At 44.1% G+C, this 24,910-nt stretch carries 16 protein-coding genes; 8 read left to right on the plus strand and 8 right to left on the minus strand.

What is annotated here, in order from left to right; translation table 11 throughout:
* Nucleotides 1-377 precede the first annotated feature (377 nt).
* The 4 genes from KL866_RS00155 to KL866_RS00170 all read left to right on the plus strand — a co-directional run bounded on the left by KL866_RS00155 (nt 378) and on the right by KL866_RS00170 (nt 6,205).
* On the plus strand, nt 378-1,319 hold the full coding sequence (locus tag KL866_RS00155) for an N-acetylmuramoyl-L-alanine amidase (protein ID WP_214992238.1): 942 nt from the start codon (nt 378-380) through the stop codon (nt 1,317-1,319).
* A gap of 91 nt (nt 1,320-1,410) precedes the next feature.
* Nucleotides 1,411-3,765, plus strand: a complete 2,355-nt coding sequence (gene arcB, locus KL866_RS00160; protein ID WP_025256266.1) for an aerobic respiration two-component sensor histidine kinase ArcB — start codon at nt 1,411-1,413, stop codon at nt 3,763-3,765.
* A 167-nt stretch (nt 3,766-3,932) separates the two neighbouring features.
* Complete coding sequence (locus KL866_RS00165) at nt 3,933-4,487, plus strand: PH domain-containing protein (protein ID WP_025256265.1); 555 nt, start codon at nt 3,933-3,935, stop codon at nt 4,485-4,487.
* Nucleotides 4,487-6,205, plus strand: a complete 1,719-nt coding sequence (locus KL866_RS00170; RefSeq protein WP_214992260.1) for a PH domain-containing protein — start codon at nt 4,487-4,489, stop codon at nt 6,203-6,205. Before KL866_RS00165 ends, KL866_RS00170 begins: the two co-directional genes overlap by 1 nt.
* An 87-nt stretch (nt 6,206-6,292) precedes the next feature.
* On the opposite strand, the gene KL866_RS00175 is transcribed toward KL866_RS00170, so the two are convergent.
* Nucleotides 6,293-7,501, minus strand: coding sequence for an AGE family epimerase/isomerase (locus KL866_RS00175; protein WP_214992273.1), 1,209 nt, complete (start codon nt 7,499-7,501; stop codon nt 6,293-6,295).
* A 12-nt stretch (nt 7,502-7,513) separates the two neighbouring features.
* Nucleotides 7,514-8,815, minus strand: a complete 1,302-nt coding sequence (locus tag KL866_RS00180; protein ID WP_025256262.1) for an MGH1-like glycoside hydrolase domain-containing protein — start codon at nt 8,813-8,815, stop codon at nt 7,514-7,516.
* Nucleotides 8,816-9,009: 194 nt separating this feature from the next.
* On the opposite strand from KL866_RS00180, the gene KL866_RS00185 reads away from it, so the two are divergent.
* The 4 genes from KL866_RS00185 to KL866_RS00200 all read left to right on the plus strand — a co-directional run bounded on the left by KL866_RS00185 (nt 9,010) and on the right by KL866_RS00200 (nt 15,592).
* A complete protein-coding gene (locus KL866_RS00185; RefSeq protein ID WP_311236114.1) occupies nt 9,010-11,460 on the plus strand; it encodes a TonB-dependent receptor domain-containing protein in 2,451 nt (816 codons plus the stop codon).
* Between the two features lie 84 nt (nt 11,461-11,544).
* On the plus strand, nt 11,545-13,116 hold the full coding sequence (locus tag KL866_RS00190) for a sodium:solute symporter (RefSeq protein ID WP_214992276.1): 1,572 nt from the start codon (nt 11,545-11,547) through the stop codon (nt 13,114-13,116).
* A gap of 30 nt (nt 13,117-13,146) precedes the next feature.
* On the plus strand, nt 13,147-14,379 hold the full coding sequence (locus KL866_RS00195) for a glycerate kinase (RefSeq protein WP_214992279.1): 1,233 nt from the start codon (nt 13,147-13,149) through the stop codon (nt 14,377-14,379).
* A 70-nt stretch (nt 14,380-14,449) separates the two neighbouring features.
* Nucleotides 14,450-15,592, plus strand: coding sequence for an ROK family transcriptional regulator (locus KL866_RS00200; RefSeq protein WP_025256258.1), 1,143 nt, complete (start codon nt 14,450-14,452; stop codon nt 15,590-15,592).
* Nucleotides 15,593-15,606: 14 nt separating this feature from the next.
* Here the strand turns inward: KL866_RS00200 and KL866_RS00205 are convergent, their stop codons facing one another.
* From KL866_RS00205 to KL866_RS00230, 6 genes are all read right to left on the minus strand, one after another.
* A complete protein-coding gene (locus tag KL866_RS00205; protein WP_214992289.1) occupies nt 15,607-16,857 on the minus strand; it encodes a response regulator in 1,251 nt (416 codons plus the stop codon).
* Between the two features lie 120 nt (nt 16,858-16,977).
* On the minus strand, nt 16,978-18,159 hold the full coding sequence (gene prpF / locus KL866_RS00210) for a 2-methylaconitate cis-trans isomerase PrpF (protein ID WP_214992301.1): 1,182 nt from the start codon (nt 18,157-18,159) through the stop codon (nt 16,978-16,980).
* Nucleotides 18,160-18,789: 630 nt separating this feature from the next.
* On the minus strand, nt 18,790-21,381 hold the full coding sequence (acnD, locus tag KL866_RS00215) for a Fe/S-dependent 2-methylisocitrate dehydratase AcnD (RefSeq protein WP_025256255.1): 2,592 nt from the start codon (nt 21,379-21,381) through the stop codon (nt 18,790-18,792).
* A gap of 17 nt (nt 21,382-21,398) precedes the next feature.
* A complete protein-coding gene (gene prpC, locus KL866_RS00220; protein ID WP_025256254.1) occupies nt 21,399-22,523 on the minus strand; it encodes a 2-methylcitrate synthase in 1,125 nt (374 codons plus the stop codon).
* A gap of 259 nt (nt 22,524-22,782) precedes the next feature.
* The gene (gene prpB, locus KL866_RS00225) at nt 22,783-23,658 is read right to left on the minus strand and encodes a methylisocitrate lyase (protein WP_025256253.1); all 876 of its coding nucleotides are present in this window, start codon (nt 23,656-23,658) and stop codon (nt 22,783-22,785) included.
* Nucleotides 23,659-23,723: 65 nt separating this feature from the next.
* The gene (locus tag KL866_RS00230; RefSeq protein ID WP_025256252.1) at nt 23,724-24,386 is read right to left on the minus strand and encodes a GntR family transcriptional regulator; all 663 of its coding nucleotides are present in this window, start codon (nt 24,384-24,386) and stop codon (nt 23,724-23,726) included.
* Nucleotides 24,387-24,910 lie beyond the last annotated feature (524 nt).

The following is a 24,910-nucleotide window of genomic DNA, read 5'->3' on the forward strand; positions in this document are numbered from 1 at the left end:
TATAATTAAATCCTTTTTAATCATTGGCATAGGTTTGCTTATTTAGGTTTGTAACAAAAATGTTATCAGCTGATAAAAGTTAATAATTTTTCAATATTAAATGATATTAGTTCTCATTTGGCTTTTAATGATGAATAATTATGCTTTAAGTGTGTTGTTTTATGTTGTCAATGGCGGTTTGTTTGTATTTTTATTAAATCGTAAAGCTACGGTTCCACTCATATTAGTAGTTTGCTATATTGGTTAAAAATTATCCGTATGTAAGGTTGTATCTCACTTGATAGGACATTCGCGTAATTTTCACGAGTTCATAAGCGTTATTAAGAGAATAAAAATTCACTGAAAGCACAATCTAGCAAGCTAGTGAGGGTTATTGTATGACAGCTTTACACGCAGCTCCCAGCTGTGCCTTTAACATAAACGACTATATATTGGCGGGCGAAGATGTAAGTTTTAAGCTTTCTCCCAATACCTCGGGGCTTTTTGAGAAGGGGTGTCCTGATACAATTGTCATCCATTTTACTGCAGGAAGTAGCCTTGAATCATCAGTTAATGTTTTGACCAATACTGATAGCGGTGTGTCGGCCCATTTTGCTGTAGGGCGAAATGGCGACATTGTACAAATGCTTCCAACTAACAAAATTGCATGGCACGCAGGCGAAAGTCACTTTGAAGGGCGGAGTCGATTGAACCAATATTCAATAGGCATTGAGCTAGATAACGCAGGTCAGCTTAAAAAAATAGGGAATAGCACTTATGAAAGCTGGTTTGGCAAAGAATATGTAAAGAGCGAAGTATTTGAAGCCAAAAGAAAAAATCAGCATGCAGTTACTTATTGGCATAAATACTCAGACATTCAAATTTCACGAACGCTAGCGTTGTGCAAAACTTTGTGCGAGCACCATAACATTTCAATCATCGTGGGGCATGAGGAGATTGCACCCGCCCGTAAGGTAGACCCCGGCCCAGCTTTTCCTCTGCAAAAATTCAAAGCACTACTATTGCAAACTGACACTAACTTACAGGTAACTGAATCTTTGGAAACAAGCTCCCAACGAGAAGCTCACGATCAGCTTCATCGTGACTTGGCCAGCCCAGTGAAGAAAATAGCTAATGTGAGTGCTAATTCGCTCAATGTTAGAAAAGGGCCAGATACATCTTTTTCTACTATCGATAATGGTTTAAACAAAGGAGAGGTATTGAAAGTGCTAGAGAAACAAGGGGATTGGGCGAAAGTCTCTTTTACCAAAGTTGGTTGGGTTAATACCGCATTTATCCACGAAATTACTGAAAAATCGCCGTTTAAATCTCAAGAGTAAAACGATGTTGTCACTTAGGTTTAATAAACCGCATTCCCGAAGTGAGGAAAGCCTGATAGGATACGGCAAAATAAGTTTAGATTAGACGTACATGCATTCAGATTCACCAAACGACTCTTGGGCAATCCGCTTTGCTCAATTTGTTCAGCGTTTTGGCACTTTAAAGCTCAGCATTTTGTTTGTTGTTCTTTCACTTGTGTTCACGCTAGGCGGTTCCTACGTGATACGCGTTAGTATGGGAAGCCAAGTTCAGCCAGACGATTTCATAAGCGCAGTTATTCTCACTATGTTATCTGCGCCTTGGGTGCTCTACTTTTTCAGTGAGTTAATAAAGCAGCTTGAGAATTCCCGCACTAACTTGAAGGAAGTGGTTAGTCAACTTGAAAGCTTACGCGAAGAAGATGTGTTTCTTAATCGAGAGCTTCAAAGCAATATAAGACAGCTAAACCATGAAATAGAGCAGCGCAAGCAAGCGCAAGAAGAGCGTGAAGCTCTGTTTAAAGATTTAGAAAGAGAAATTCAGGATAAATCTGAACAGGAAGCCCAAGCGCGACGCTTATCTACCTTATTGCGCTCTATCATCGATGCTTCGCCCGACTTAATTTACTACCGCAACGAAGAAGGTAGGTTTGCCGGCTGTAATCGAATAGCTGAGTTAATGACCGGCAAAACTGAGCAAGAATTGCTTGGGTTGACGCCAAAAGATGTATACGAAGAAGAGCTAGCTCGCCAAATTGTGGCAAGCGATCACGAAGTTTTAGAAACCAATGCCAGTATCACAGAGGAACTATGGCTTCGCTTTGCCGACGGGCGTCGTCGCTACTTCGAAATGAAGCGTGTACCTTTCTTCGATAAAGAGGGTAACCGTTTAGGTCTTCTGTCATTCGGTCGTGATATGACCGAGCGTAAACAAGCTGAAAATGCAGCGGCGAAAGCAAGTACAGATAAAACACGCTTTATTGCGACCATTAGTCACGAGCTTCGGACACCGTTAAACGGTATCGTTGGTTTAAGCCGCATGTTGCGTGATACCGAATTAAGCGCCGAGCAATTCAGTTGGGTAAGTACAATCTATGCCAGTGCTATAACGCTGGGTAATATCTTCAACGATATCATTGACCTTGATAAGTTAGATAGAGATAAGCTAGAACTTAGCCTTAAAACGATTTCTCTAAAAGATTTTACCGAAGAGTTAAGCAGTATTATTCGATTGCTTGCCGCAGATAAACAGCTTGAGTTTAAAACGACCATTAAAGACCCGTTACCTCGTTTAGTGGAAATAGACGGTACGCGACTTCGTCAAATTTTGTGGAATATCCTGTTTAACGCAGTGAAGTTCACTCAAAAAGGGCATGTGAGCTTATCCGTATCATCAACTAAGCCTGATGGCGATAAAGCTTACGTTACCTTTATTATTGAAGATACGGGTGTAGGTATTCCTGAAAGCGAAATCGATAAGATATTTGCTATGTATTATCAGGTTGATCACCCGGATCACCAGTCAGCGACAGGAACGGGTATTGGTCTTGCCATTTGTAAACAAATGGTCGACTTGATGAAAGGTGAAATTCACGTTTCTAGTAATGTTGGCAAAGGCACCCGTTTTGAAATTGTACTGCCAGTTCAAATTTCAAACAGCCCAATGAAGGTCGCGCAGCTTCAAGTGACGGGGCTTAATATCTTGTTAGTAGAAGATATTGAATTAAACGTTATGGTCGCCAAAGCCCTGCTGGAAAAACTTGGTCAGAAAGTAGACGTAGCGATGACCGGGCAAGAAGCAATAGATAAAGTGAGAGCAAACCAATACGATCTCATTTTGTTAGACATTCAGTTACCTGACATGACGGGCTTTGATGTGGCCAGCACCATTATTGAAGAAGATTTGGTAATGCAAACACCTATTGTGGCGCTGACGGCTAATGTTATTAAAAAGCGCGATGAATACCTAGAAAACGGTATGGACGATGTAATTGCCAAGCCGATTAAAAAATCTCGCGTTATTGAAGTGTTCAACGAACTGTTCCATGCACCACCAGCACCGCTAGAAGTTGATGGTGAGGTAGAGCGCCCTGAGCCCAACAAAATATTAAGTAACATTTTAGATATGGACTTGTTGCAGATGTTGGTGGATACAATAGGGGATGAAATGGTGCGCGCTAGCGTTAAAGTATTCCAAGAAAAAATGCCGGAATACATGGAAATACTTCAGCTAAGCTTAAGTGCGGACGAGAAGTCGGAAGTGTGCTCACAGGCCCATAAAATAAAAGGCGCTGCTGGCTCTGTCGGTCTTGCTCGCGTACAGCGTATCGCTAATCAAATTCAACAAGGCGATCATCCAACTTGGTGGGAAAATGTACATGATTGGGTAGAAGAGCTGCAAATGGCAGTTCAGCACGACATGAAAGCACTGCACGATTGGTTGAACGAGCAGCAGGTTGATGATTAGTCTGCGTCATACGCACTAAAATAGTTAACGTAAAAAAGAGGGCTTGCCCTCTTTTTTGTTATAAGAACAATAATTAAATTAGATTTGAGCACAGCAAGATAGCTAGATACCTGTCGCTAAGGCGGCAGACTATTCTTATTAATATAGTGGTAAAAGGAATTATTGTGATGACAAATAGCGCACAAAAAGAGGCAGTATTTTCAAACAGTCAACTTGGTGTTGATGAAATACCTACTCTTAAAACATTAACCTTATTGCCCATTTCAAAAAAGTACCGTGCACTAAATATTTTCTCAATTGGTTTGATAGCTTTGGTTTTAGGAGGAATTGCGACGGCCATAAGATTGCAAGGTTTCTGGACTTTACCTGAGAACTTAACGCTTGCTTACCCTTATGTGGTTGCAGGTATAGTCGCATTAGGTAGCGTGTGGGCTCTATATCACTTTTTCGCTGACGTACGCATATTCTACGCAATACGAGAGCAAGATATTAGCAAACAGTCGGGACTAATTTTCAGGAAGCTATCTTGCCAGCCGATATTGCGTGTTCAGCACGTTGAAGTTAATCGCGGGCCTCTGGATAGATGGGCTGGCCTTGCTTCACTCCAGGTATTTTCTGCAGGAGGCGAAATGCATACCTTTGAAATACCCGGGTTAAGCATAGAAAGAGCTGAGCAGTTACGTGAGTTTATACTCGCTCACAAAGATATCGGTGCTCGCTAATGACAGCGCCTGAAACCTCTACAAATCAAGTGTCTCATCTTGATAAAACACAAGAGCATAAAGAAAATGCACCGCTTCACTCGCAAATCCAAGATGCGAACTTAACAGATCCAAAGCTGAAAATAGAAACGGGCGATGAGTGGCAGCGTCTGTCTCTTATTTCAATTTTGTACTTTACCATTCGTAATTTTACCAACATGGCGCAGGGGCTTATTTATGCTATTCCTGCGCTAGCCATTTCATTTAATATTTGGGATAACTTGCTATCGCCTGAAGTGCTAATAGGTGCCGGAATTCTTCTTCTATCTACAAGTGGCAGTGGCGTAATAAGCTTTTTTATGTACAAGTTTCGCGTGTATAACCAACACGTTGAGATTCATCATGGCGTGTTTCAACGCCGCTATACCAACTTACCTTTGTGGCGTATTCAAAACGTTAAGATAGAACGCCCTTTTTATTATCGTCCTTTTGGATACGCATTAGTAGTGCTAGATACGGCTGGAAGCGGTAAAGAAGAGGCCAAAATAGTGGCGGTGCCAGAAGCCTACGCCGAAGCTCTGAAAAAGCAGGTGTTATATGAAAAAGAACATCACGAAGTGGGCTATAAAGGTGAGTTAGCTGGTGAGGAGCTCTCTGATAAGGAATTGTCCGACGGAATTTCGTCTTCGCGCACACAAAGTATGAGTGCTAAAGCAGCGGATAACGTCAATACGAGTGAAGAAGTGTTAAACCGTCGTTCCGTAAAAGACATTATTATTCACGGTATTACCAATAATCGCGTTTGGATCATACTGGGTGCCGCTGCGCCTTTTTATGATGATGTGTTTGGTCTGGTTTCAGAGTGGCTGGCTGACAAAGGTTTACAGCTTAATCAAATAGTAGGTGAGCAAACGGTCGCTTGGTGGCAATTTGGGCTGTATGCCTTCGTTATACTAATGATGCTAATGGCGTTAGTGGCGCTACTCAGCGTAGGTGGCGCGCTACTCACTTTCTATGGCTATACACTTTCAAGAGTTGGAGACCGATACATCCGTCGCAGCGGTTTGCTCAATAAGCTTGAAGTCAGCATGCGAGCGTCACGCATTCAAATGATTACGGCAAAACAAGACTGGCTAGATAAGATTCTTAAACGAGTAAATTTGTACTTCGAGCAAAACTCTACTGCTGGGCAGCAAATGCAGGAACTCATGTCACCAAATAAGCTCATCGTTCCATCGGTCACCGAGAATGAAGCGTTTGAGCTTAGTCAAGAGGTGATGCCAGGATGCGACCTGAGAGGTCAAAGTTATCAAACCATCAGTAAGCGGTTTATTAGGTTTTGGTTACTTGCCGTTTGGACGTTGCCAGTTTTTGGTTTTTTCACACTGGGAGCCGTCACTTCCCATTTAGACATTATGATTGGCGCAGTTACTATTTTTATTTCTGTAGCGCTTTTGCTGACACTTAGATGGTGGCGATGGGGAATAGCTTACGATAACAAATATGTGTATATAAGACGAGGTCGTATAGGTGTCGACTATCAATGTTTTGAGCCCTATAAAGCGCAGCAAGTAATTGTGAAGCAGAGCGTTTTCATGAAACGAAAAAAGCTAGCCACGATTAAATTTGTTCTGGCTTCAGGCGCGGTGACGGTGCCGTTTTTACCAGAGGAATACGTCAATAAACTAGCAGATAGTGTTTTGTTTGAAGTGGAGTCAACCAGAAGGTCTTGGATGTAATCGACTTGAAGCTATAGAGCTCTATTTTGAATATAAATAAAAAGCACCGCTTTAGCAAAAGCGGCGCTTCTAGTAAGTCAACGCTGGTTAGCTTTGGTAAAAGCTTAATGCATCCATTACGTCGTAGCAGGCGCCCATAGTATGGTAATCCGTTTTCCCTACAGGGCTTTTGGTTTCTTCAAGCTTATCGTTTTTCGCCGACAAAATCCTGAACCAGGCGCCGAATTGGTGGTCAACCATGTGCTTCCACGAATAACCCCAAATCCGGTTATACCACTGCCAATATTCCTCGTTACCAGTAGCGAGGGCTAAGCGCGCAGCACAAGCAAAAGATTCAGCTTGAACCCAAAAGTATTTTTCATCATCACAGATACTATTGTCTGGTGCAAAGCCGTAGTACAAACCATCGTTTGCGTCGTCCCAACTTAACTTAATTACCGAGTCGAATAACGAGCAGGCGCGTTCAATTAGCCAATCTTGTGCTTCATATTGGTGAATTTGTAACAAAAGCTTTGACCACTCAGTATGATGGCCGGGCTGAAAACCCCAAGGACGAAAAAGGTTTTTCGGATCATCTTTGTTGTAATCCCAATCTACTTCCCACGTTTTCGTATAGTGTTCCCAAATGCGGCCATCCGCTTTATTCGCCTGTCGAATAGTGATGTTTTTAGCGAGTTCTAAAGCGCGTGTAAGAAACGGTTTATGACTGGTTGCTTCGTAAGCTGCAATCAGCGCCTCGCAACTATGCATATTTGCATTTTGCCCACGATAGTCACTGCATTGTGAAAAGTCAGCATTAAATTCGTCTTTGTATAATCCGAATTCACTATCCCAAAAATACTTTTCCATAAGAGAAAACGTATCGTGAATATACTGCTCCGCCTCTTTTACCCCAGCGCGAAGTGCCCAGCTATAGGCTAAGATAACAAATGCTAAACCGTAACAATGGTTGGTAGCATCAGTAACCGTGGTTTCCATTTCATCTACAGAGAGCGTCCAGGCATATCCTTTTGTGTCTTGTTGCAAATGATGGTCGCGTAAAAATTGAATGCCAGACTCGACGCGTTTTTTGTGTTGATTATCGCCATAGGCTAAATAAGCCCTTGCGTAGTTAAATACAAAACGGGTTGAGCTTACCAAGTGGCGAGTTTGTTTATCATACACACTGCCATCATCCATGAAGTTTTGGTAAAAACCTCCAGACGGGGCATCAACATTTGGCTCATAAAATGCGAGTATGCTTTTAATGTGCGAATTTAAAAACTCTTTGGACGAAAAATCTGGTTGAGAAAGCATAATAAAAACTCCTTAACCTTTTTTCGCAGTGTTAGGTAAAAGCCAGTAAAGCGCCATTGCAGCAGTCCAAGAAAAATCAGCTCCGCCACTTCGCGCGCCAGTTTCTGCATGGAACGACTCGTTAAACCCACTTGTATAAATACAAGCGCGACTGCCCTCTGTGATGCGCTGCGCTTGTTGCGAGAAACCATAGTCTTCTAACCCTAATACTATCATCCAGTTTATATGAATCCAGATAGGGCCGCGCCAGTAGCGCTGAGGCTCGTAATTAGGGTCTTCAGGGTGGGTCGATGAAATGGCGTATTCGCTATGCTTAAGCCACTTATCCAACTCGCCTGTAAGTAAGTCAGTTTGATGCTCGCCGACAAGACCTGCGAAAAACGGCAAAAGTCCGGCAGATGTACGAGCTTTACACATTGAATTGCTTCGGGTGTCAAAACTATGAAACATGTTAGTTTCGACACACCAAAGCTTGTTAATTGCACCTTCAGTTAGGTTGAGTCGTTTTTCAAGGTAAGCCGTTTGTTCGTTATTCACACCTATCTTTTCGCATATCGCTAGCAAGTCTTTTGTGGCGCGGTGCAGAATAGAGATGATGCTTACATCATTCACGCGATAAGGGCAATCTTGATAAATTAATGTATCGTCAAAATTCATCTTGCGGAAAAAGTCGACAAGGTACAAAAAGCGATCATATTCTTTTTTGTGTGGGCGCTCAGACGCATCAATATGACTTGTGTCGCGACGCGTATATTCCCAGTCAACACAGGGCACTGCCTCTAAAGCGGCATCCCACGCAGGGCTGTTGTCCATTCCTGATTCCCAGGGGTGATAGCTTACTACTAAACCAGTATTTTCCGGATCTCTTTGTTTGTACCACCACAAGTGGTAATCAATAAGCTGTGGAACCACCGTCTTTATTTGGGCTTCTGCTAGCTCACGGTCTTTCGTTTCTTCAAAGAGTGACTTGATTACTGTGGCTAGGACAGGGGGTTGCGTTATAGATGTACTATCAGGCGTGTTTTTTACACCCCAAATATCAGGACCTGGGAAGTAAGTATCTGAATGCTTGTGGAAAACAACATGGGGCACCATTCCTGACTTCCATTGCGCGCTAAGTAATGACGTGGTTTCCTCCCAAGCCCTAGGCTCGTCAAAGGGAAGCCAACCTAACGCTACTATAGCCGAATCCCAGTTCCACTGAAAAGGATACAACCCGTGCGTTGGCACCGTATAACCTCCAAGGTCGTTCTTAATTAGCGTTGCTTTTGCTTCTTCAATGAGTTGCTCATCACGTTTATCTATTTTAGTCATTGCTCTCTACCCACTATGAGTTTTTAATTCAGCGATTATTACACAAAAATTTAAAAATAAAACCCATTTTGAGTTGAAAGTAATGATTTTGTGTTTTATTGTAAATGGGAAGTTAATCGATAGGTGCTATGTTCGGCAGTGTGTGAAGCCCTACTACAGCACGCAATACAATTAAAAACGGTTGGAGATACACAGTGAAAAAGTTACTTCTTGCGACGACGATTTCGTCGTTATTAGCTGGAAATGCAATCGCTCAGGACGCCGCAGAAACGGGTGGTGATCAAGGCGCCAAAGCTAAGAAAGATTATGAGCAAATCGTTGTTACGGGCACCAGTCGTGCTCGCTTGGTAGCAGAGACACCGCAGTCCACTACATCTATGGGCGCGCAAGAAGTAGCGAAACTATCAATGAGTAGTCAAGCCGATGTACTTCGCTATGTGCCGGGTATAAAGGTAGAAGGCGGTGGCGGTGAAGTTGCAACTAACTTACAGGTACGAGGTTTGCCGTCATCAGGACAGTTCCAGTTTACGCCTTTACTTTATGATGGTTCACCCACTTTGAGTGCGTTTGGTCTGAACTCATCTGCATACGATGTGTACTTTAGAAACGATTTAGGTATTGAGCGTGTTGAGTTTGTACGCGGTGGTGTGTCAAACCTATTTGGTCAAGGCTCTGTTGCAGGGGTTATTAACTACCTCTCGAAGAAAGGGACCGAACTTTCTGAAAGTACAGTACAGCTAGAACTGTCTGACAACAATCGCAAGCGTTTAGATTTTGCGACAAGTGGTCCTTTGAACGAAAAAGGCATGTACTACGCTATGTCTGGTTTTTATCGTTATGATGAAGGCCCTATTGACACGGGGTTGCCTACTGAAGGCTACCAAGTTCGAGGTAATATCCATAAAGAATTTGATGATGGCAGCGGCTATTTCACTATTTACGGGCAAGCGATAAACGATGAAGTACAGTTTTTCCTACCTATCCCGCTAGATGCACAGAGCCGTGAGCGTGTTGCAGGAAATGACGGGGCGGAAGTTGAGTCAACGCAAACTTTTTATGCTTCTGGGTTGTCGTATGACACCGCAGATGGTCGCTATCGTACGCCCATCGAAGAAGGTGTGGCAACAAAAGGGGGCTCTATCTCAATGGAGTTCTCAAAAGATTTAGGTAACGACTATAGCGTTCTTGCACGTGCGAAATATGCTAGTTACGACCACCAGTTTAACCTATTCCTAGATGGAGACGGCATTATCAATGTGCCGGAAACGCAAAGTGAATATTTAGCAAATCGTGGGCTTGATGAGCTAGGCAGTGCAGCATTTACCTATGCTGGCACTGATATCGCCCTTCCAGAAGGCGACTTATTATTTGCAAATCGCATCCTAGACAGAGACAGGCCCGCTACAGACTTCTCATCTGAACTTAATATCGTTAAATACCTTGATATTGGCGACTTTTCTCACAGCATTACGGTAGGTACTTTTTTCTCAAGTAGTGAGGCTGAAGATAATAATGTTATAACGCGCTATTTAGGCGAATTTAATAACCAAGCACGTTTGGTTGATTTATCGATTACCGATGCAGACAATAATAGCGTGATAGTCAGTCAAAACGGCGTAACTGGCCCAGGTATTAGTTTTTCTGATACGACTATTTCAGCTCGAAGAAATGCTTTTTACATTGCTGATCAAATGCAAAGTGATGATTGGATTATTGATGTCGGTTTACGCTGGGAAGAGATAGACGGCACAATTACACGAGAAGGCAGTCAAACAGTTGTCGTTAATGACGATCCTGCGCTTTACGAGAACTTACAAGTAAATGTGGCAGGAAACGGCGCGTTAACTCACGGTAAGGTAGATAATTCAGAACTAGCCTTCTCAATTGCTGCACTTTATAAGCTTACTGATAACGTTAACGTATATGCTAACTATTCTAGAGGTTTCTTCTTCCCTGAACTCCGCGGCGTTGCGTTTGATCCTAATGGCCAACCTGGAAGTTATGAAAGTGAGATTGTTAAGCAGGCCGAGATAGGTACTAAGTTCTTCCTGGATGATTTTATCGGTACGGTCGCTTTGTTCAAAACAGATCTTGAGGATAGACGTTCTGTTGACTTCGTTAACGATGAAAACGGCGTAGCAATTGAAGTGCCTGTTTTTCAGTCAACAGAAGCTTATGGTGTTGAAATCGTTGGTAGTTACAACATTACCGATGATTTAATCTTCGACGCTAACTTTACCTACACTGATCATGAATTTACCGAGTACGATTCAGACCCTTCTGTCATTGGTAACGAGTTGAGAAGAAAGCCGAATGTGATGTTTAACTCTGCTTTGCGCTACACGTTAGACGACTGGGATATTTCTTTTTACCACAACTACCACGGTAAAAACTTCACTAATGACGCTAATTCTGTTGAGTTAGATGATTTCCACGTATTTCGCCTAGATACAGGCTATGCATGGGAGCTCGGTCAAGGTGAACAGCTTCGTGCAAGTATTGCTGTGTGGAATCTATTCGATTCAGATGGTATTACTGAAGGGTCTCCTCGTCTGGGTAATAGCCAAACGGCAGGTGAATCTTACTTTGTAGGCCGCCCCATATTACCGCGCCGCGTGTCGCTGCGTTTGCGTTATGATTTTTAGTCGACGTTGACACTCCCCCTCGCTGATGGCTCTTAATGGAGCTATCAGCTTTTTATTTCGCGACTTGAATAATAAGAACAGCATATGAATTTTTTAGATTATATTGTAGTGATAGGTTACCTTGGCGCTTTGCTGTATATGGGGTTCGCCTTAAGGCAGCAAGAAGACAAGGGTGATTATTTTCTTGGTGGCAGAACGTTAGGGTGGAAACCTCTAACACTTTCAGTAATGGCCACACAGCTCTCTGCAATTAGCTTTATTTCTGCTCCCGCTTTCGTTGGTTTAAGAGATGGAGGCGGAATGATTTGGCTGTCTTATGAGCTGGGCATTCCTATTGCCATGATTCTACTGTTAGGTACTATCCTCCCATCCCTATACAAGTCAGGCGTAGTCAGCATATATGATTACTTAGAGCAAAGATTTGGACGTTTAACTCGCGTTCTAATAAGTATTGTTTTCCAATTTAGCCGTGCATTTGCAACGGGTATCATGATTTATGCAGTGTCTATTATTTTGCAAGGCACTATGGGTATTGAAGCTTGGCAGGCAGTGGTGCTCACAGGCATTATTACTGTGCTTTATTCGCTACAAGGCGGTATGAAAGCGGTAGTTTATGCTGATGCGATACAAATGGTTATAATTGTGCTGGGCACCATAGCTTGTATCGTCATCGGGCTTCATGCACTGGGCGGCTTTGACGCACTGGTAGAACAAGCTCCAAAAGAGCGCCTAACCGCAATAGATTTTTCTTCGCTGGGTTTTAGCGGCGATGGCTTCGGCTTCTTCCCGATGCTGTTTGGCGGGATTGTTCTCTACGCATCCTATTATGGCTGTGACCAAACCCAGGCACAGCGTGCGTTATCAGCAAGAAACGAGAATGACCTTCGAAAAATGATTGTCGCCAACGGAATTATTCGTTTTCCGATAACATTGTTGTATTGTTTTTCTGGATTAATTGTTGGCACACTTGCACTTACCAACACCGATTTTTTCAGTAAAATCCCTGCTGATAACCCTGACTGGTTGATGCCGACTTTTATCCTAAATTACCTACCGCATGGGTTAATAGGGCTTTTGATTGTGGCTATCTTATCTGCCGCTATGTCTTCCTTAAGCTCAGCTATCAATTCACTATCGGCGGTTACCGTTGAAGATTATTGCCGTATAACTGATACCGAACTTGAGCACAAAAGCTATCTACGTTTGGCTAAAATAACTGGTTTGATATGGGGTGGCGTTACGCTTGTCCTCTCTCTGTTTGCGGGAAATATTGCACCAACAATCATTGAAGCTATCAATAAAGTTGGCTCTGTTTTTTACGGGCCTATACTTGCGCTCTTTTTACTTGCCGTAGCAAGTAAAACGTTAAGCGGACGACACGTTAATTTGGGTCTCATTGCAGGCGTGGGTACAAACATCATTATTTGGCTATTCGTTCCAGACATTTTTTGGTTCTGGTGGAATGTCATCGGCTTTGTTGTCACCTGCGCGGTTTCAATGGTAGCGCGCACTGTATGGCCTTCATCAGTATCTTCAAATTATACTAAAGCGCTTGTTTTTCACTCTATTCTCACTAAGAGCGACATTTTTACATTACTAGGCTTTTTTGTCCTAATGCTAAGTGTGTGCTTACTTCTCCCTTCACTATTTTCATAAGGGTCCTTTGGACCCTTTTAGAGGTTTTTCATGAGCAAAACATTTCTTTTATCATTGTACGAAGAAGCGGTAAGAGTCAGCAAACCTAAACACTGTTTGCCTCAGTACTTTTCATCGATTGATAAAAATCAGCGAGTATGTGTTTTGGGTGCAGGTAAAGCGGCAGCAGATATGGCCGTTGAGGCCTATAACTACTTTGGCGACAACGCTTATGGCTTGGTGGTGACACGTTATGGCTATGAAAATACAGAACCGACAGGCAATATTGAGGTTCGCCTAGCCGCACATCCAGTCCCCGATGAAAATAGCGTAGAAGGTGCTAAAGCGCTGTTGTCTCTGGCATCTGAGGTAAGGCCTTCAGAAAACGTTATTTTCCTTATTTCCGGCGGCGGGTCGGCACTTGCTTGTGCTCCGCCAGAGGGCATCTCGCTGGATGAGAAACTTGCACTACACAAATTCTTGTTGCGAAGTGGTGCAAGCATTGAGGAAATGAATACAGTAAGAAAACATGTTTCCGTCATTAAAGGGGGAAGGCTTGCCGCAGCGTCGAAAGGGAAAAATACCAGCTTAGTTATTTCAGATGTTGTGGGTGATGACCCTACTTTTATCGCCTCTGGATTAACGGTTCAAGACACCACAACGCCTGAAGACGCCCTGGTTATTCTCAATAAATATGGGTTTAGCGATACATCTTGTATTCGCAACCACTTAAATCAGGCTTTGCCTCTTCCGAAAGTCTCAGGTGACTATACACTGATAGCTAATGCGCAAAGTGCAATTGATGCCGCTGTCGAAAAAGCGAAAGCGGCAGGTTGGGACACCGAGATTATTAGCTATACAGAACGAGGCGAAGCGCAAACAGTTGCTAAACGTCATGCAGAGATAGCACTTGAATACAAGAAAAGAGGCAAATCAGTTCTATTGTTTTCAGGCGGGGAACTTACCGTGACCTTAGGAGACTCGCAAGGTGAGGGCGGTCCCAACCAAGAGTATCTCATGGCACTAGCCCGTTCGCTTAATGGCGAGGTAGGCATAAGCGCATTAGCGGCCGATACTGATGGTGTTGATGGCAGTAAAGACGTTGCTGGTGGCTACATAGATGAAAATACACTAGCGATGGCGTTACAAGAAAAGTTAGATATTGATGAATTGCTAAAAGAGCACGACAGCTTTGGCTTCTTTGATCGTTTAAATTCACATATCGAGATAGGCCCAACACGAACAAATGTAAACGACTTTAGAGTGATTTCTGTTTTATCTTAGTAGGATCTCAAACATCAGTTACGTATAATAAGCCTAGCTTAACTAGGACATGTTGAAAGTAAAATCTATGCTGACATCGGCTAAAAATAATCAATTGCTGCGAAGTGCTTTTGCGCTAGGTAAGGGCGATAAGCTACTTCAAGACAATCCTAAAGCCATAGTAAAAGAAGTGTTTTGGTCCCATGGTATTACACAGCGTGCAATATCCGCTTCAACTAAAATACCCCAACAAACCGTTTCTCGTTTGGTTAATACACTTATTGAAGATGATCTTATTCGAAGTGTCGGTGATTCGGGTAAAGCTTCTACAGGTTTAGAGCCAAACCCCGCGTACGCTTATTGCTATGGCTTATCAATATTGCTTGATGCGATATCTATTGCCTTGATGAATTTTAAAGGCGAAGTAGTCGCTACCCGTCATATTGAGTTAGACGATATGGGGATTGCCTCTGTTCTTTGTAAAGCCGTGTCAGAAGTTGAAGCAATGTCAGTCGAGCATAATATTGACAGCGCTCGAGTACTCGGCATTGGTGTTGGAATTTCTGGTTTCTTTAGTTCAAATGATGGAAAGATGAATACACACCATGCAATTGAAGAATGGGCTGATATTAATATTGCAGACACTGTGGCAGATACATTTAATTTGCCTACTTGGGTAGTAAATGATGGAACCGGTGCAGCCGCTGGAGAGGGTATTGCAGGTGTAGGAAGGAAGTATAAGAACTTTGTCTATTTCTTCGTATCCAGTGCCTTTGGAGGTGGCTTGATTAATAACGGTGACATGATTCGAGGCACCCATGGTAATGCTGGGGAGCTAGGCGATATGCTGCCAGCTAAACTGTATAGCCACCCAAATCTGCAGTTACTTGAGCGTATATTGTTAAAGCACGGTGTAGAAGTGCCATCTGTGTATCGCTTAAACGAAACGTTTGATCCTGAATGGCCCGGTGTTGATGAATGGATCTATAAAGTACAAGACTCCTTCGACTTAGTTGCTACGGCAAGCTCTGCGTTACTGGATAGCCAAGCCATTATCATTGGTGGTCATATCCCTACTAAATTGGCACAAAAAGTCATTCCCAGAATTGATGTATATGCACAATTTAGACGAGGCGCTAAGCGTCCAATGCCAGAAATTGTTTATGCCGGAGTAACTGATTGCCCGGTTGCAGTGGGAGCGGCGACGCTACCAATCCGAGATTGGTTTCTTTAATATCCCACTGGTTTTTAAGAGGCCTTTTGCTGTAAATCCCTCAAAATGATCTGGTCTTTGCCGGCATGTTTAGCGTCATACAAGCGCGCGTCGGCTTTTTCTAGCTGCGACTCTAAACATTTGTGCTCTTCAGTACTCACGCCGATACTGCATGTAATATTAAATTTGTGAGTGGTAAACAGCGTAGTGCGAACTGCATCCATAAATGCAGAAAGCGCCGATAGATACACTTTCGGCTGCCTTACTGATACCACGGTAAATTCTTCGCCGCCATAGCGCACAATTAGGTCGTCAGGGAAGTAATCTTTCAGTAGCGCAGCGAATTCCTGCAGTAACATATCGCCGGTTTTGTGACCGTACGTATCGTTCACACTTTTGAAATTATCAGCGTCAATCATAGATACAATAACGTCTTTTCTAGATGCACTATTGGCGAAAAGCTCCTCCGCTTTTTCATGTAAAAAACGTCGATTATAGACTTTCGTCAATGCGTCTAAGTTCGCTGAGTCACAAATGGTTTGAATCATTTCTTGTGATTCAAGGTTTTGCATTATGCGGCAATAAAACTCTTCGTGATAAAACGGCTTTGATAAAAAGTCATTAGCGCCGCATTTAATAAATTTAGACGTCAGTACACTATCGCCGGTAGCTGAAAGGCCGATGAAAACTAAGTCTTGCATCCTCCTTTCATGGCGAATCGTTTTAACAAGCTCATAGCCATCCATATTGGGCATTCTATGATCCGCGATCACCATTTTGATATCGCGATGATTTTCAAGCACATCAAGGGCTTCTATGCCGTCAGTGGCTTCATGTACTTGAAACTGGAATTTGCGAAGTAACGAACAGATATGATTTCGACTGGTTTTTGAGTCTTCGACAACAAGTACTTTCGTGGTTAGATTTTTTCTTAAGCGATCGACTAATTTAGAAACTTGAAGGTACGAGTAACGAGATTCTTTTGTAATGTAGTCCAGTACGCCTTGATCTAATAACTGCGCTCTAGTGAACTCGTCAAAGTTACCAGTTAGAACAATAGTCGGAACGTTGTGTGAAAGTGCAAGTTCTACACTTTCTCCGTTTGGCGCATCAGGTAGGTTCAAGTCAACGATGGCGGCTAAGTATTCGTTGTCACTTTCAAGAGCACTTTGCGCTTCGGCTAAGTCCTCACATAAGTCACAGGTAAAGTGAGGGTTATCTTCAATAAGTTTATTAACGATCTTACGGACAGTTAAGCTGTCTTCTACTACAAGAACTTTATACATGTGAACTACTCTAGGCACTTAAGTCTTGATAATAACTAAGCGCGAAAGAAAAAGCCCTCTGTGAGAGGGCTTTTTAGACTTATGTCTAAATAAGGTATGACTTATGTTTTGTACAGATGGTTAGAGCTGTTCGAGTGGAACACGGACATTCCCTTCCATTAGAACACGAGCACTTCTGCTCATTACAGCTTGCTCAATTTTCCATTTATCGTTGTCAAACGTAGCTTTTGCTCCTACTCTGAGCGTTCCTGATGGATGCCCAAAAGTCACCGAGTCTCTTTCATCTTTGCCCGCTGCGATATTCACCAAGGTTCCGGGAATTGAAGCCGCTGCGGCAATAGCTACTGCTGCTGTACCCATCATCGCATGATGTAGTTTTCCCATGGAAAGCGCGCGCACCAATACGTCTATGTCAGAACCTAAAATATCTTTTCCGCTTGATGCTTTGTAACCTTTTGGAGGAGCCACAAACGCGACCTTAGGTGTATGCTGTCTATTTGCGGCTTCACCTACATCTGCAATTAAGCCCATTTGAACTGCACCGTATGCGCGAATGGCTTCGAATTTTGAAAGCGCTTCAGCATCACTGTTAATGTCGTCTTGTAATTCAGTACCCGTGTAACCAATATCTTCTGCATTGATGAAAATGGTTGGAATACCTGCATTAATCATGGTCGCCTGAAATGAACCTACGCCGGGTACTTCAAGTGTGTCGACTAAACGGCCAGTTGGGAAAATAGCGCCTTCACCATCAGCTGGGTCAACAAATGCCACTTCTACTTCTGCAGCAGGGAAGGTAACGCCATCAAGTTCGAAATCACCCGTTTCCTGCACTTCGCTATTAGTAATAGGAACTTTGGCGATAATGGCTTTATTGATATTGCCCTGCCAAATGTTGACGGTGGCAATGCCGTTTTCCGGAATCTTACTCTTATCAACTAAGCCATTGCTAATAGCGAAAGCGCCAACGGCTGCGGTTAGATTTCCGCAGTTACCGCTCCAGTCTACAAAAGGTTTGTCGATAGCTACTTGTCCAAAAAGGTAGTCAACATCATAACCTTCACGATCGCTTTTGCTCAAAATAACAGTTTTGCTGGTGCTTGATGTCGCACCGCCCATACCGTCGGTTTGCTTAGCGTATGGATCTGGGCTTCCGATAACACGTAGAAGCAGGGCATCGCGCGCTGGCCCTGGCTTTTGTGCTGCCTCTGGCAAGTCGGTTAAATTAAAAAACACACCTTTACTGGTACCGCCACGCATATAGGTAGCCGGCACTCGAAGTTGTGGCGCATACTTTGTCATGTTTTTTCCTTTTTTTGTTTTGGAAGGTCGAAAGCTGTTTGTGATTTGAAACACGCTGTGAACACATCCATGTGCGCTCCCCAGCCGCATCCTTGCGGCTGGAGGGTTTCAAATCACAAACAGCTTCCTCCCAAAAGTAATAAACTTTTTTAGAGAGGTGAGGTCTACGCCCCGACGGTTTCAGCGGTGCATCAACGCCCTCTTAAATTAAAAAACCATTTTGTTTTGATAGAGTCTAAATAGGTTACGATTTGAAACACGCTGTGAATAAGTCCGTATGCGCTCCCCAGCCGCATCTATGCGGCTAGAAAGTTTCAAATCACAAACAACTTCCATCCAAAAGTAATAAACACTTTTCTAAGAGGAGAGGTAAGTTATTTTTAGGGTCCTCTACTCGCAAGGATGATAGTTGTGAGCCTACAGGTACGAATTTACTGTAAGTCCTGTAACCGCTCTTTCTCTCCAAGCAAAAACTAGCTGATGTAACATTGGCCGAACTTCAGAGGAGGTGGTGGATTAGTTTCAGGGCCTCCAACTCGCAAGGATGCGAGTTGGGAGCCTACAAGGACGTATTCACGGCGTGCCCTGTAACTGATTCACTTCCTCCCACCAAAAGTTCGTTCTACGTATTCAGCTAGCTTCTGCTTCCAAGAAGTCCTTTGCGAAGCGCTGTAATACGCCGCCTGCGCTGTAAATAGAGACTTCTTCAGCTGTGTCTAAGCGACAGGTCACCGGTACTTCTAATTGCTCGCCGTTTTTGCGGTTTACTACCAGCGTAAGCGTTGCGCCTGGTGAAGGTTCGCCGCTTACGTCATAGGTTTCTGTACCGTCTAGTTCAAGGGTTTTACGAGTTGTACCCGGCTTAAACTCAAGCGGCAGAACACCCATACCAATTAGGTTGGTGCGGTGAATGCGCTCGAAGCCTTCCGCTACAATCACCTCTACACCTGCCAGGCGCACGCCTTTAGCAGCCCAGTCCCGAGATGAGCCCTGACCATAGTCAGCGCCAGCAACAATAATCAGCGGTTGTTTACGGTTCATGTAGGTTTCAATGGCTTCCCACATGCGTACTACATTACCTTCCGGCTCAACGCGAGCCAGTGAGCCTTGCTTCACTTCCCCGTTCTCCGTCACCATCTCATTGAATACTTTCGGGTTGGCAAGGGTAGCGCGCTGTGCGGTTAAGTGGTCGCCTCGGTGGGTAGCGTACGAGTTAAAGTCCTCTTCAGGTAAGCCCATTTTGTGAAGATACTCACCCGCTGCACTGCTTGCCATTATGGCGTTAGACGGTGACAGGTGATCGGTGGTGATGTTGTCACCCAAAATCGCCAGTGGACGCATACCTTTCATGGTGCGCTTAGCATCCATTGCGCCTTCCCAATAAGGAGGTCGGCGAATGTAAGTACTCATTTCACGCCAGTCGTAAAGCGGGTTTATGTCTTTACCGTAATCTACGCTCAAATCGAACATCGGCTCATACACTTTCCTGAAATGCTCAGGTTTCACCGACTTTGCCACAATGGCATCAATTTCTTCATCGCTTGGCCAAATGTCTTTAAGCGTTACTGGGTTGCCGTCTTTGTCCGTACCTAGTACGTCTTTTTCAATATCAAAACGAATAGTGCCGGCAATGGCGTAAGCGACCACTAATGGTGGCGAGGCCAAAAATGCTTGCTTGGCATAGGGATGAATACGGCCATCAAAATTACGATTGCCAGACAATACCGCCGTAGAATATAGGTCGCGGTCGATGATCTCTTGCTGAATTTTAGGGTCTAGCGCGCCGCTCATCCCGTTACAGGTAGTACACGCAAAGGCCACAACGCCAAAGCCTAAATCTTCCAGTTCGCTCATCAAGTTAGCTTCTTCAAGATACAGCTTAACGGCTTTAGAGCCTGGTGCCAGTGAGCTTTTTACCCACGGTTTACGGGTTAAACCGCGCTCGTTGGCATTTCTGGCAAGCAAACCTGCCGCAATTACATTGCGCGGGTTCGAGGTATTAGTACAGCTTGTGATAGCCGCAATAATTACCGCGCCATCAGGCATTTTGCCTTCTTCCTCGTCCCACTTCGCTGCAATACCACGACTTTCTAAATCGCTGGTAGGTAAGCGAGCGTGCGGGTTTGAAGGGCCAGCCATATTGCGACCAACAGAAGAAAGGTCGAACGTAAGCACGCGCTCATACTCGGCGGTTTCTAACTCATCTGCCCACAAACCGGTGTGCTTAGCGTATTGCTCAACCAGCGCAATTTGTTTTTCTTCGCGACCAGTTAGGCGTAAGTAATCAATGGTTTGTTGATCAATGTAGAACATGGCTGCGGTGGCGCCATATTCCGGTGTCATGTTTGAAATAGTGGCGCGGTCGCCTAAGGTTAAGTGCGATGCACCTTCACCGTAGAATTCAAGGTAAGCAGATACCACACGTTCTTTTCGCAAAAACTCAGTAAGGGCTAATACAATGTCGGTTGCTGTAATACCTGGCTGAGGCTTGCCAGTAAGCTCAACACCTACAATATCAGGTAAACGCATGTAGGATGCTCGGCCCAACATAACGCTTTCCGCTTCAAGACCGCCTACACCTACTGCAATTACGCCAAGTGCATCAACATGCGGCGTGTGGCTGTCGGTACCTACCAAGGTATCAGGGAATGCAACGCCGTCGCGAGCTTGAATAACCGGCGACATGCGCTCCAAGTTAATCTGGTGCATAATGCCGTTACCTGGTGGGATAACATCTACGTTTTTAAAAGCCGTTTTTGTCCAGTTAATAAAGTGGAAACGGTCGTCATTACGTCTGTCTTCAATGGCACGGTTTTTCTCAAACGCGTCTTTTTCGAAACCCGCGTGTTCAACGGCGAGTGAGTGATCAACAATCAGCTGCGTCGGCACTACTGGATTCACCTTTGCTGGGTCGCCGCCTTTTGCTGCAATAGCATCGCGAAGACCAGCTAAGTCTACAAGTGCCGTTTGACCCAAAATGTCGTGACACACTACGCGAGCTGGAAACCATGGGAAGTCTAAGTCGCGCTTGCGATAAATGAGCTGTTTAAGCGAGTCGGTTAACATTTCGGGAGCGCATTTACGTACCAAGTTTTCTGCCAGTACACGTGAGGTGTAAGGCAGCTTGGCGTAGGCACCTGGTTCAATAGCATTTACCGCTTCACGGGTATCGAAAAAATCGATACCCGCGTTTGGAAGCGGTTTACGGTAATCAATATTCATAAAACTCAACCTTTGCCTTACGCGCGTTCGCTGATAGCAGGCACAGGGCGAAGCTCTTCGCCAGTGTATTCTGCTGATGGACGAATAATGCGATTGTCAGCGCGCTGCTCCATTACATGTGCTGCCCAACCTGTAAGACGAGACATAACGAAGATTGGCGTGAATAACGGCGTAGGTATGCCCATAAAGTTGTACGCAGAAGCATGGAAGAAGTCTGCATTACAGAAAAGCTTCTTCTCGCGCCACATGACCTCTTCACAGCGAACAGACACAGGGTAAAGTACGTCGTCGCCTACATCGGCAGCCAGTTTTTCGGACCACTGCTTGATAATCTCGTTACGCGGGTCAGAGTCTGAGTAAATTGCATGACCAAAGCCCATGATTTTCTCTTTGCGCTCAAGCATGCCCATCATTTTTTCTTCAGCATCATCGGCAGACGTAAAGCCCTCAATCATTTCCATGGCTGCTTCGTTAGCACCACCATGAAGCGGGCCGCGGAGTGAGCCAATAGCACCTGTTACACAAGAATGCATATCAGATAGGGTTGATGCACAAACACGAGCCGTAAAGGTAGACGCGTTGAATTCATGCTCTGCATAAAGAATGAGTGATACATGCATAACTTGCTCATGCAGTTCCCTTGGTTTTTCGCCGTGAAGCATGTGTAGGAAGTGACCACCAATTGAATCGTCATCGGTTTCAACATCTACGCGTACACCGTCGTGCGAGAAGCGGTACCAGTAACAAATGATACTTGGGAAACATGCCAACATACGGTCTGTCACGTCTTGCTGCTGTTCAAAGCTGGTTTCCATTTCAAGGTTACCTAGCATTGAGCAACCCGTACGAAGTACGTCCATAGGGTGGGCATTTTTCGGAATGCGTTCTAGCACTTCTTTTAGTGCGGTAGGAAGGCCGCGCATACCGCGAAGTTTAGTTTTATAAGCGTCAAGTTCAGACTGGTTAGGTAGCTTGCCTTTTAAAATAAGGTACGCTACTTCTTCAAATTGACAGGTTTGCGCTAAGTCTTTTACATCGTAGCCACGATACGTTAAACCAGAACCTGATTTACCTACGGTTGATAATGCTGTTTTACCTGCAACTTGGCCGCGTAAACCCGCGCCACTTAACTGTTTAGCCATCTTGTTGTCTCCGGTCTTGTAAAATGTGTAAGGTACTTTTTTAAAAATCTAGAAATAAAAATTACATTGAACTCAGCGGTCGAGTAGGGTGCGAGGCACCGAGAGAGTAGGGGCGGTGCACAGGGCGTTACCCCTTTGAGGCATGGATGCCGAAACGGAGCCCCCATGGATGGGTTCACGGCGTGGTAACGCCCTGTGCACCGTTCCAGCTTCAATGGTGCCTCGCACCTCACTCGCTTCCTGCTGTTTCGTATTCGTGTTAGTTCTTACCTTCGGCGAATAGGGCATCTAGCTTTTGCTCGTATTCGTGGTAGCCAAGATAATCGTACAGATCCATGCGTGTTTGCATGGTGTCGACAACGGCTTTTTGATCGCCGTTTTCAAGTATAGATTTGTACACCATTTCTGCTGCTTTATTCATCGCACGGAAAGCACTTAGTGGGTAAAGCACCATGTCAGCTCCCCATTCGCCAAGCTCTTCTTTGTTCCACAGTTCGGTTTTGCCAAACTCAGTAATATTGGCAAGAATCGGAACGTCTAGTGCTTCAGCAAATGCGCGGTAATGTTCCTCTGTTTGTACCGCTTCAGCGAAAATGCCGTCTGCACCTGCAGCAACGTAGGCTTTTGCACGCTCAATAGCTTTCTCTAGCCCTTCTTGAGCAAACGCATCGGTGCGCGCCATAATGAAAAAGTCAGGGTCAGTTCTGGCATCTACCGCAGCTTTAATACGGTCGACCATCTCTCCAGTACTCACAATCTCTTTGTTAGGGCGGTGGCCACAGCGCTTTTGCGCAACTTGGTCTTCCATATGTACGGCTGCCGCACCGGCTTTTTCCATGTCACGAATGGTTTTGGCAATGTTAAATGCACCTCCCCAACCTGTGTCTATGTCTACCATAAGCGGCAGGTCACATGCGCTTGTAATACGCTGTACGTCTGCAATGACATCGTTAAGCGAGGTCATACCCAAATCAGGTAGACCGTAAGAGGCATTTGCTACGCCGCCACCTGATAGGTAAATGGCTTGGTGACCAATGGCTTTTGCCATCATAGCGGTATAGGCGTTAATGGTGCCTACAATTTGTAGAGGCTTGTTGTTCTCTAAGGCTGTTCTGAATTTCTTTCCTGCACTCATGATAATCACTCGCTTATTTGAAGGTAGGGGAGAGGTAAATTAGGGTTGTAGGAAGCTTTAAATGTTTAGTCATGATTAAGCTTCTTCTCAATATTGTTTTTTGAATAAAGAATGTGACGACGCATAAGCATTTCGGCAAGTTCCTCATCGCGGTTGGCAATGGCGTTTACGATATGTCTGTGCTCGTCAAACGCAGTGCTAACGCGAGGGCCAGCCATACCTAGCTGTACGCGATACATACGCACTAAATGGTAGAGCCCATCTACAAGCACGCTAATAAGATGATCATTTTTACTGCCAGTTACAATTCGGTAGTGAAAGTCTACATCGCCGGCTTCTTGATAATAACTTTGTCCATCTTTTACTTTATCGAAGTGGCTATCGAGTAACGCCTGCATGTCGGCAATCTCTTTATCGCTCATGTGGCGGGCAGCTAAACGGGCGGCCATACCTTCTAACGCTTCACGCACTTGATATAGCTGAACTAGTCCTTCAGGTGACAGTGCAACTATACGAGCCCCTACATTAGCTTTTCGTTCTACTAAGTGGCAGGTGGCTAGGCGGTTTATGGCTTCACGAATAACGGCTCTACTAACTTCATACTTTGTCGACAATTCCATTTCGCTGAGCTTGCTGCCTGCGGGAATAATGCCTTCAACAATATCCTTTCTTAATTGAAAGAAAGTACGGTCTGCATTGGTTATAGCTTGTTCGCTTTTTACTAACACTATACTTGGTCTTTATTTAACTAATGTCGACAATATAGACCTGTTTTAACTTTTTTTCAACACGATCTAGGAGGAATTGTCGACAACTGGACTGCGATATTAGTCTTATACAAGGTGGAAAAGGTTTGTATGAAGGTCGCATTAGAGCTCACCGAATAAAGATGCGCCCGAGCTAAGCTCGTGATGTAAAGCTCCAGTGCGGTCATATATGTTGATTCATGGCGAAGAGAGGAGCCGTTTCAGTTGCTTTCGTTTCGTGCGCTTATCAATAACAAGAACGTAAGATTAAAAAGTAGTGGTCTGTTTAAAATTTGTCCGTTTGGTCTAGTTTTTAACAGCTCCGCTAGAAGGTTTGCTTTGATATTTTTTTATTTTTATCTATTTGATTTTTAATTGTTTTCAATCTTCATGATTGTGTTTATTGCTTGGTTAGATACCTAACCGATTAGTCTAATTTTAAAATCTTATTTTAGTAAAAATGTAATATTTTACTTTGCAAGATCGTAATCTAACGGTAACATATC

The organism is Alteromonas sp. ALT199, assembly GCF_018619335.1.
Lineage (GTDB): Bacteria > Pseudomonadota > Gammaproteobacteria > Enterobacterales > Alteromonadaceae > Alteromonas.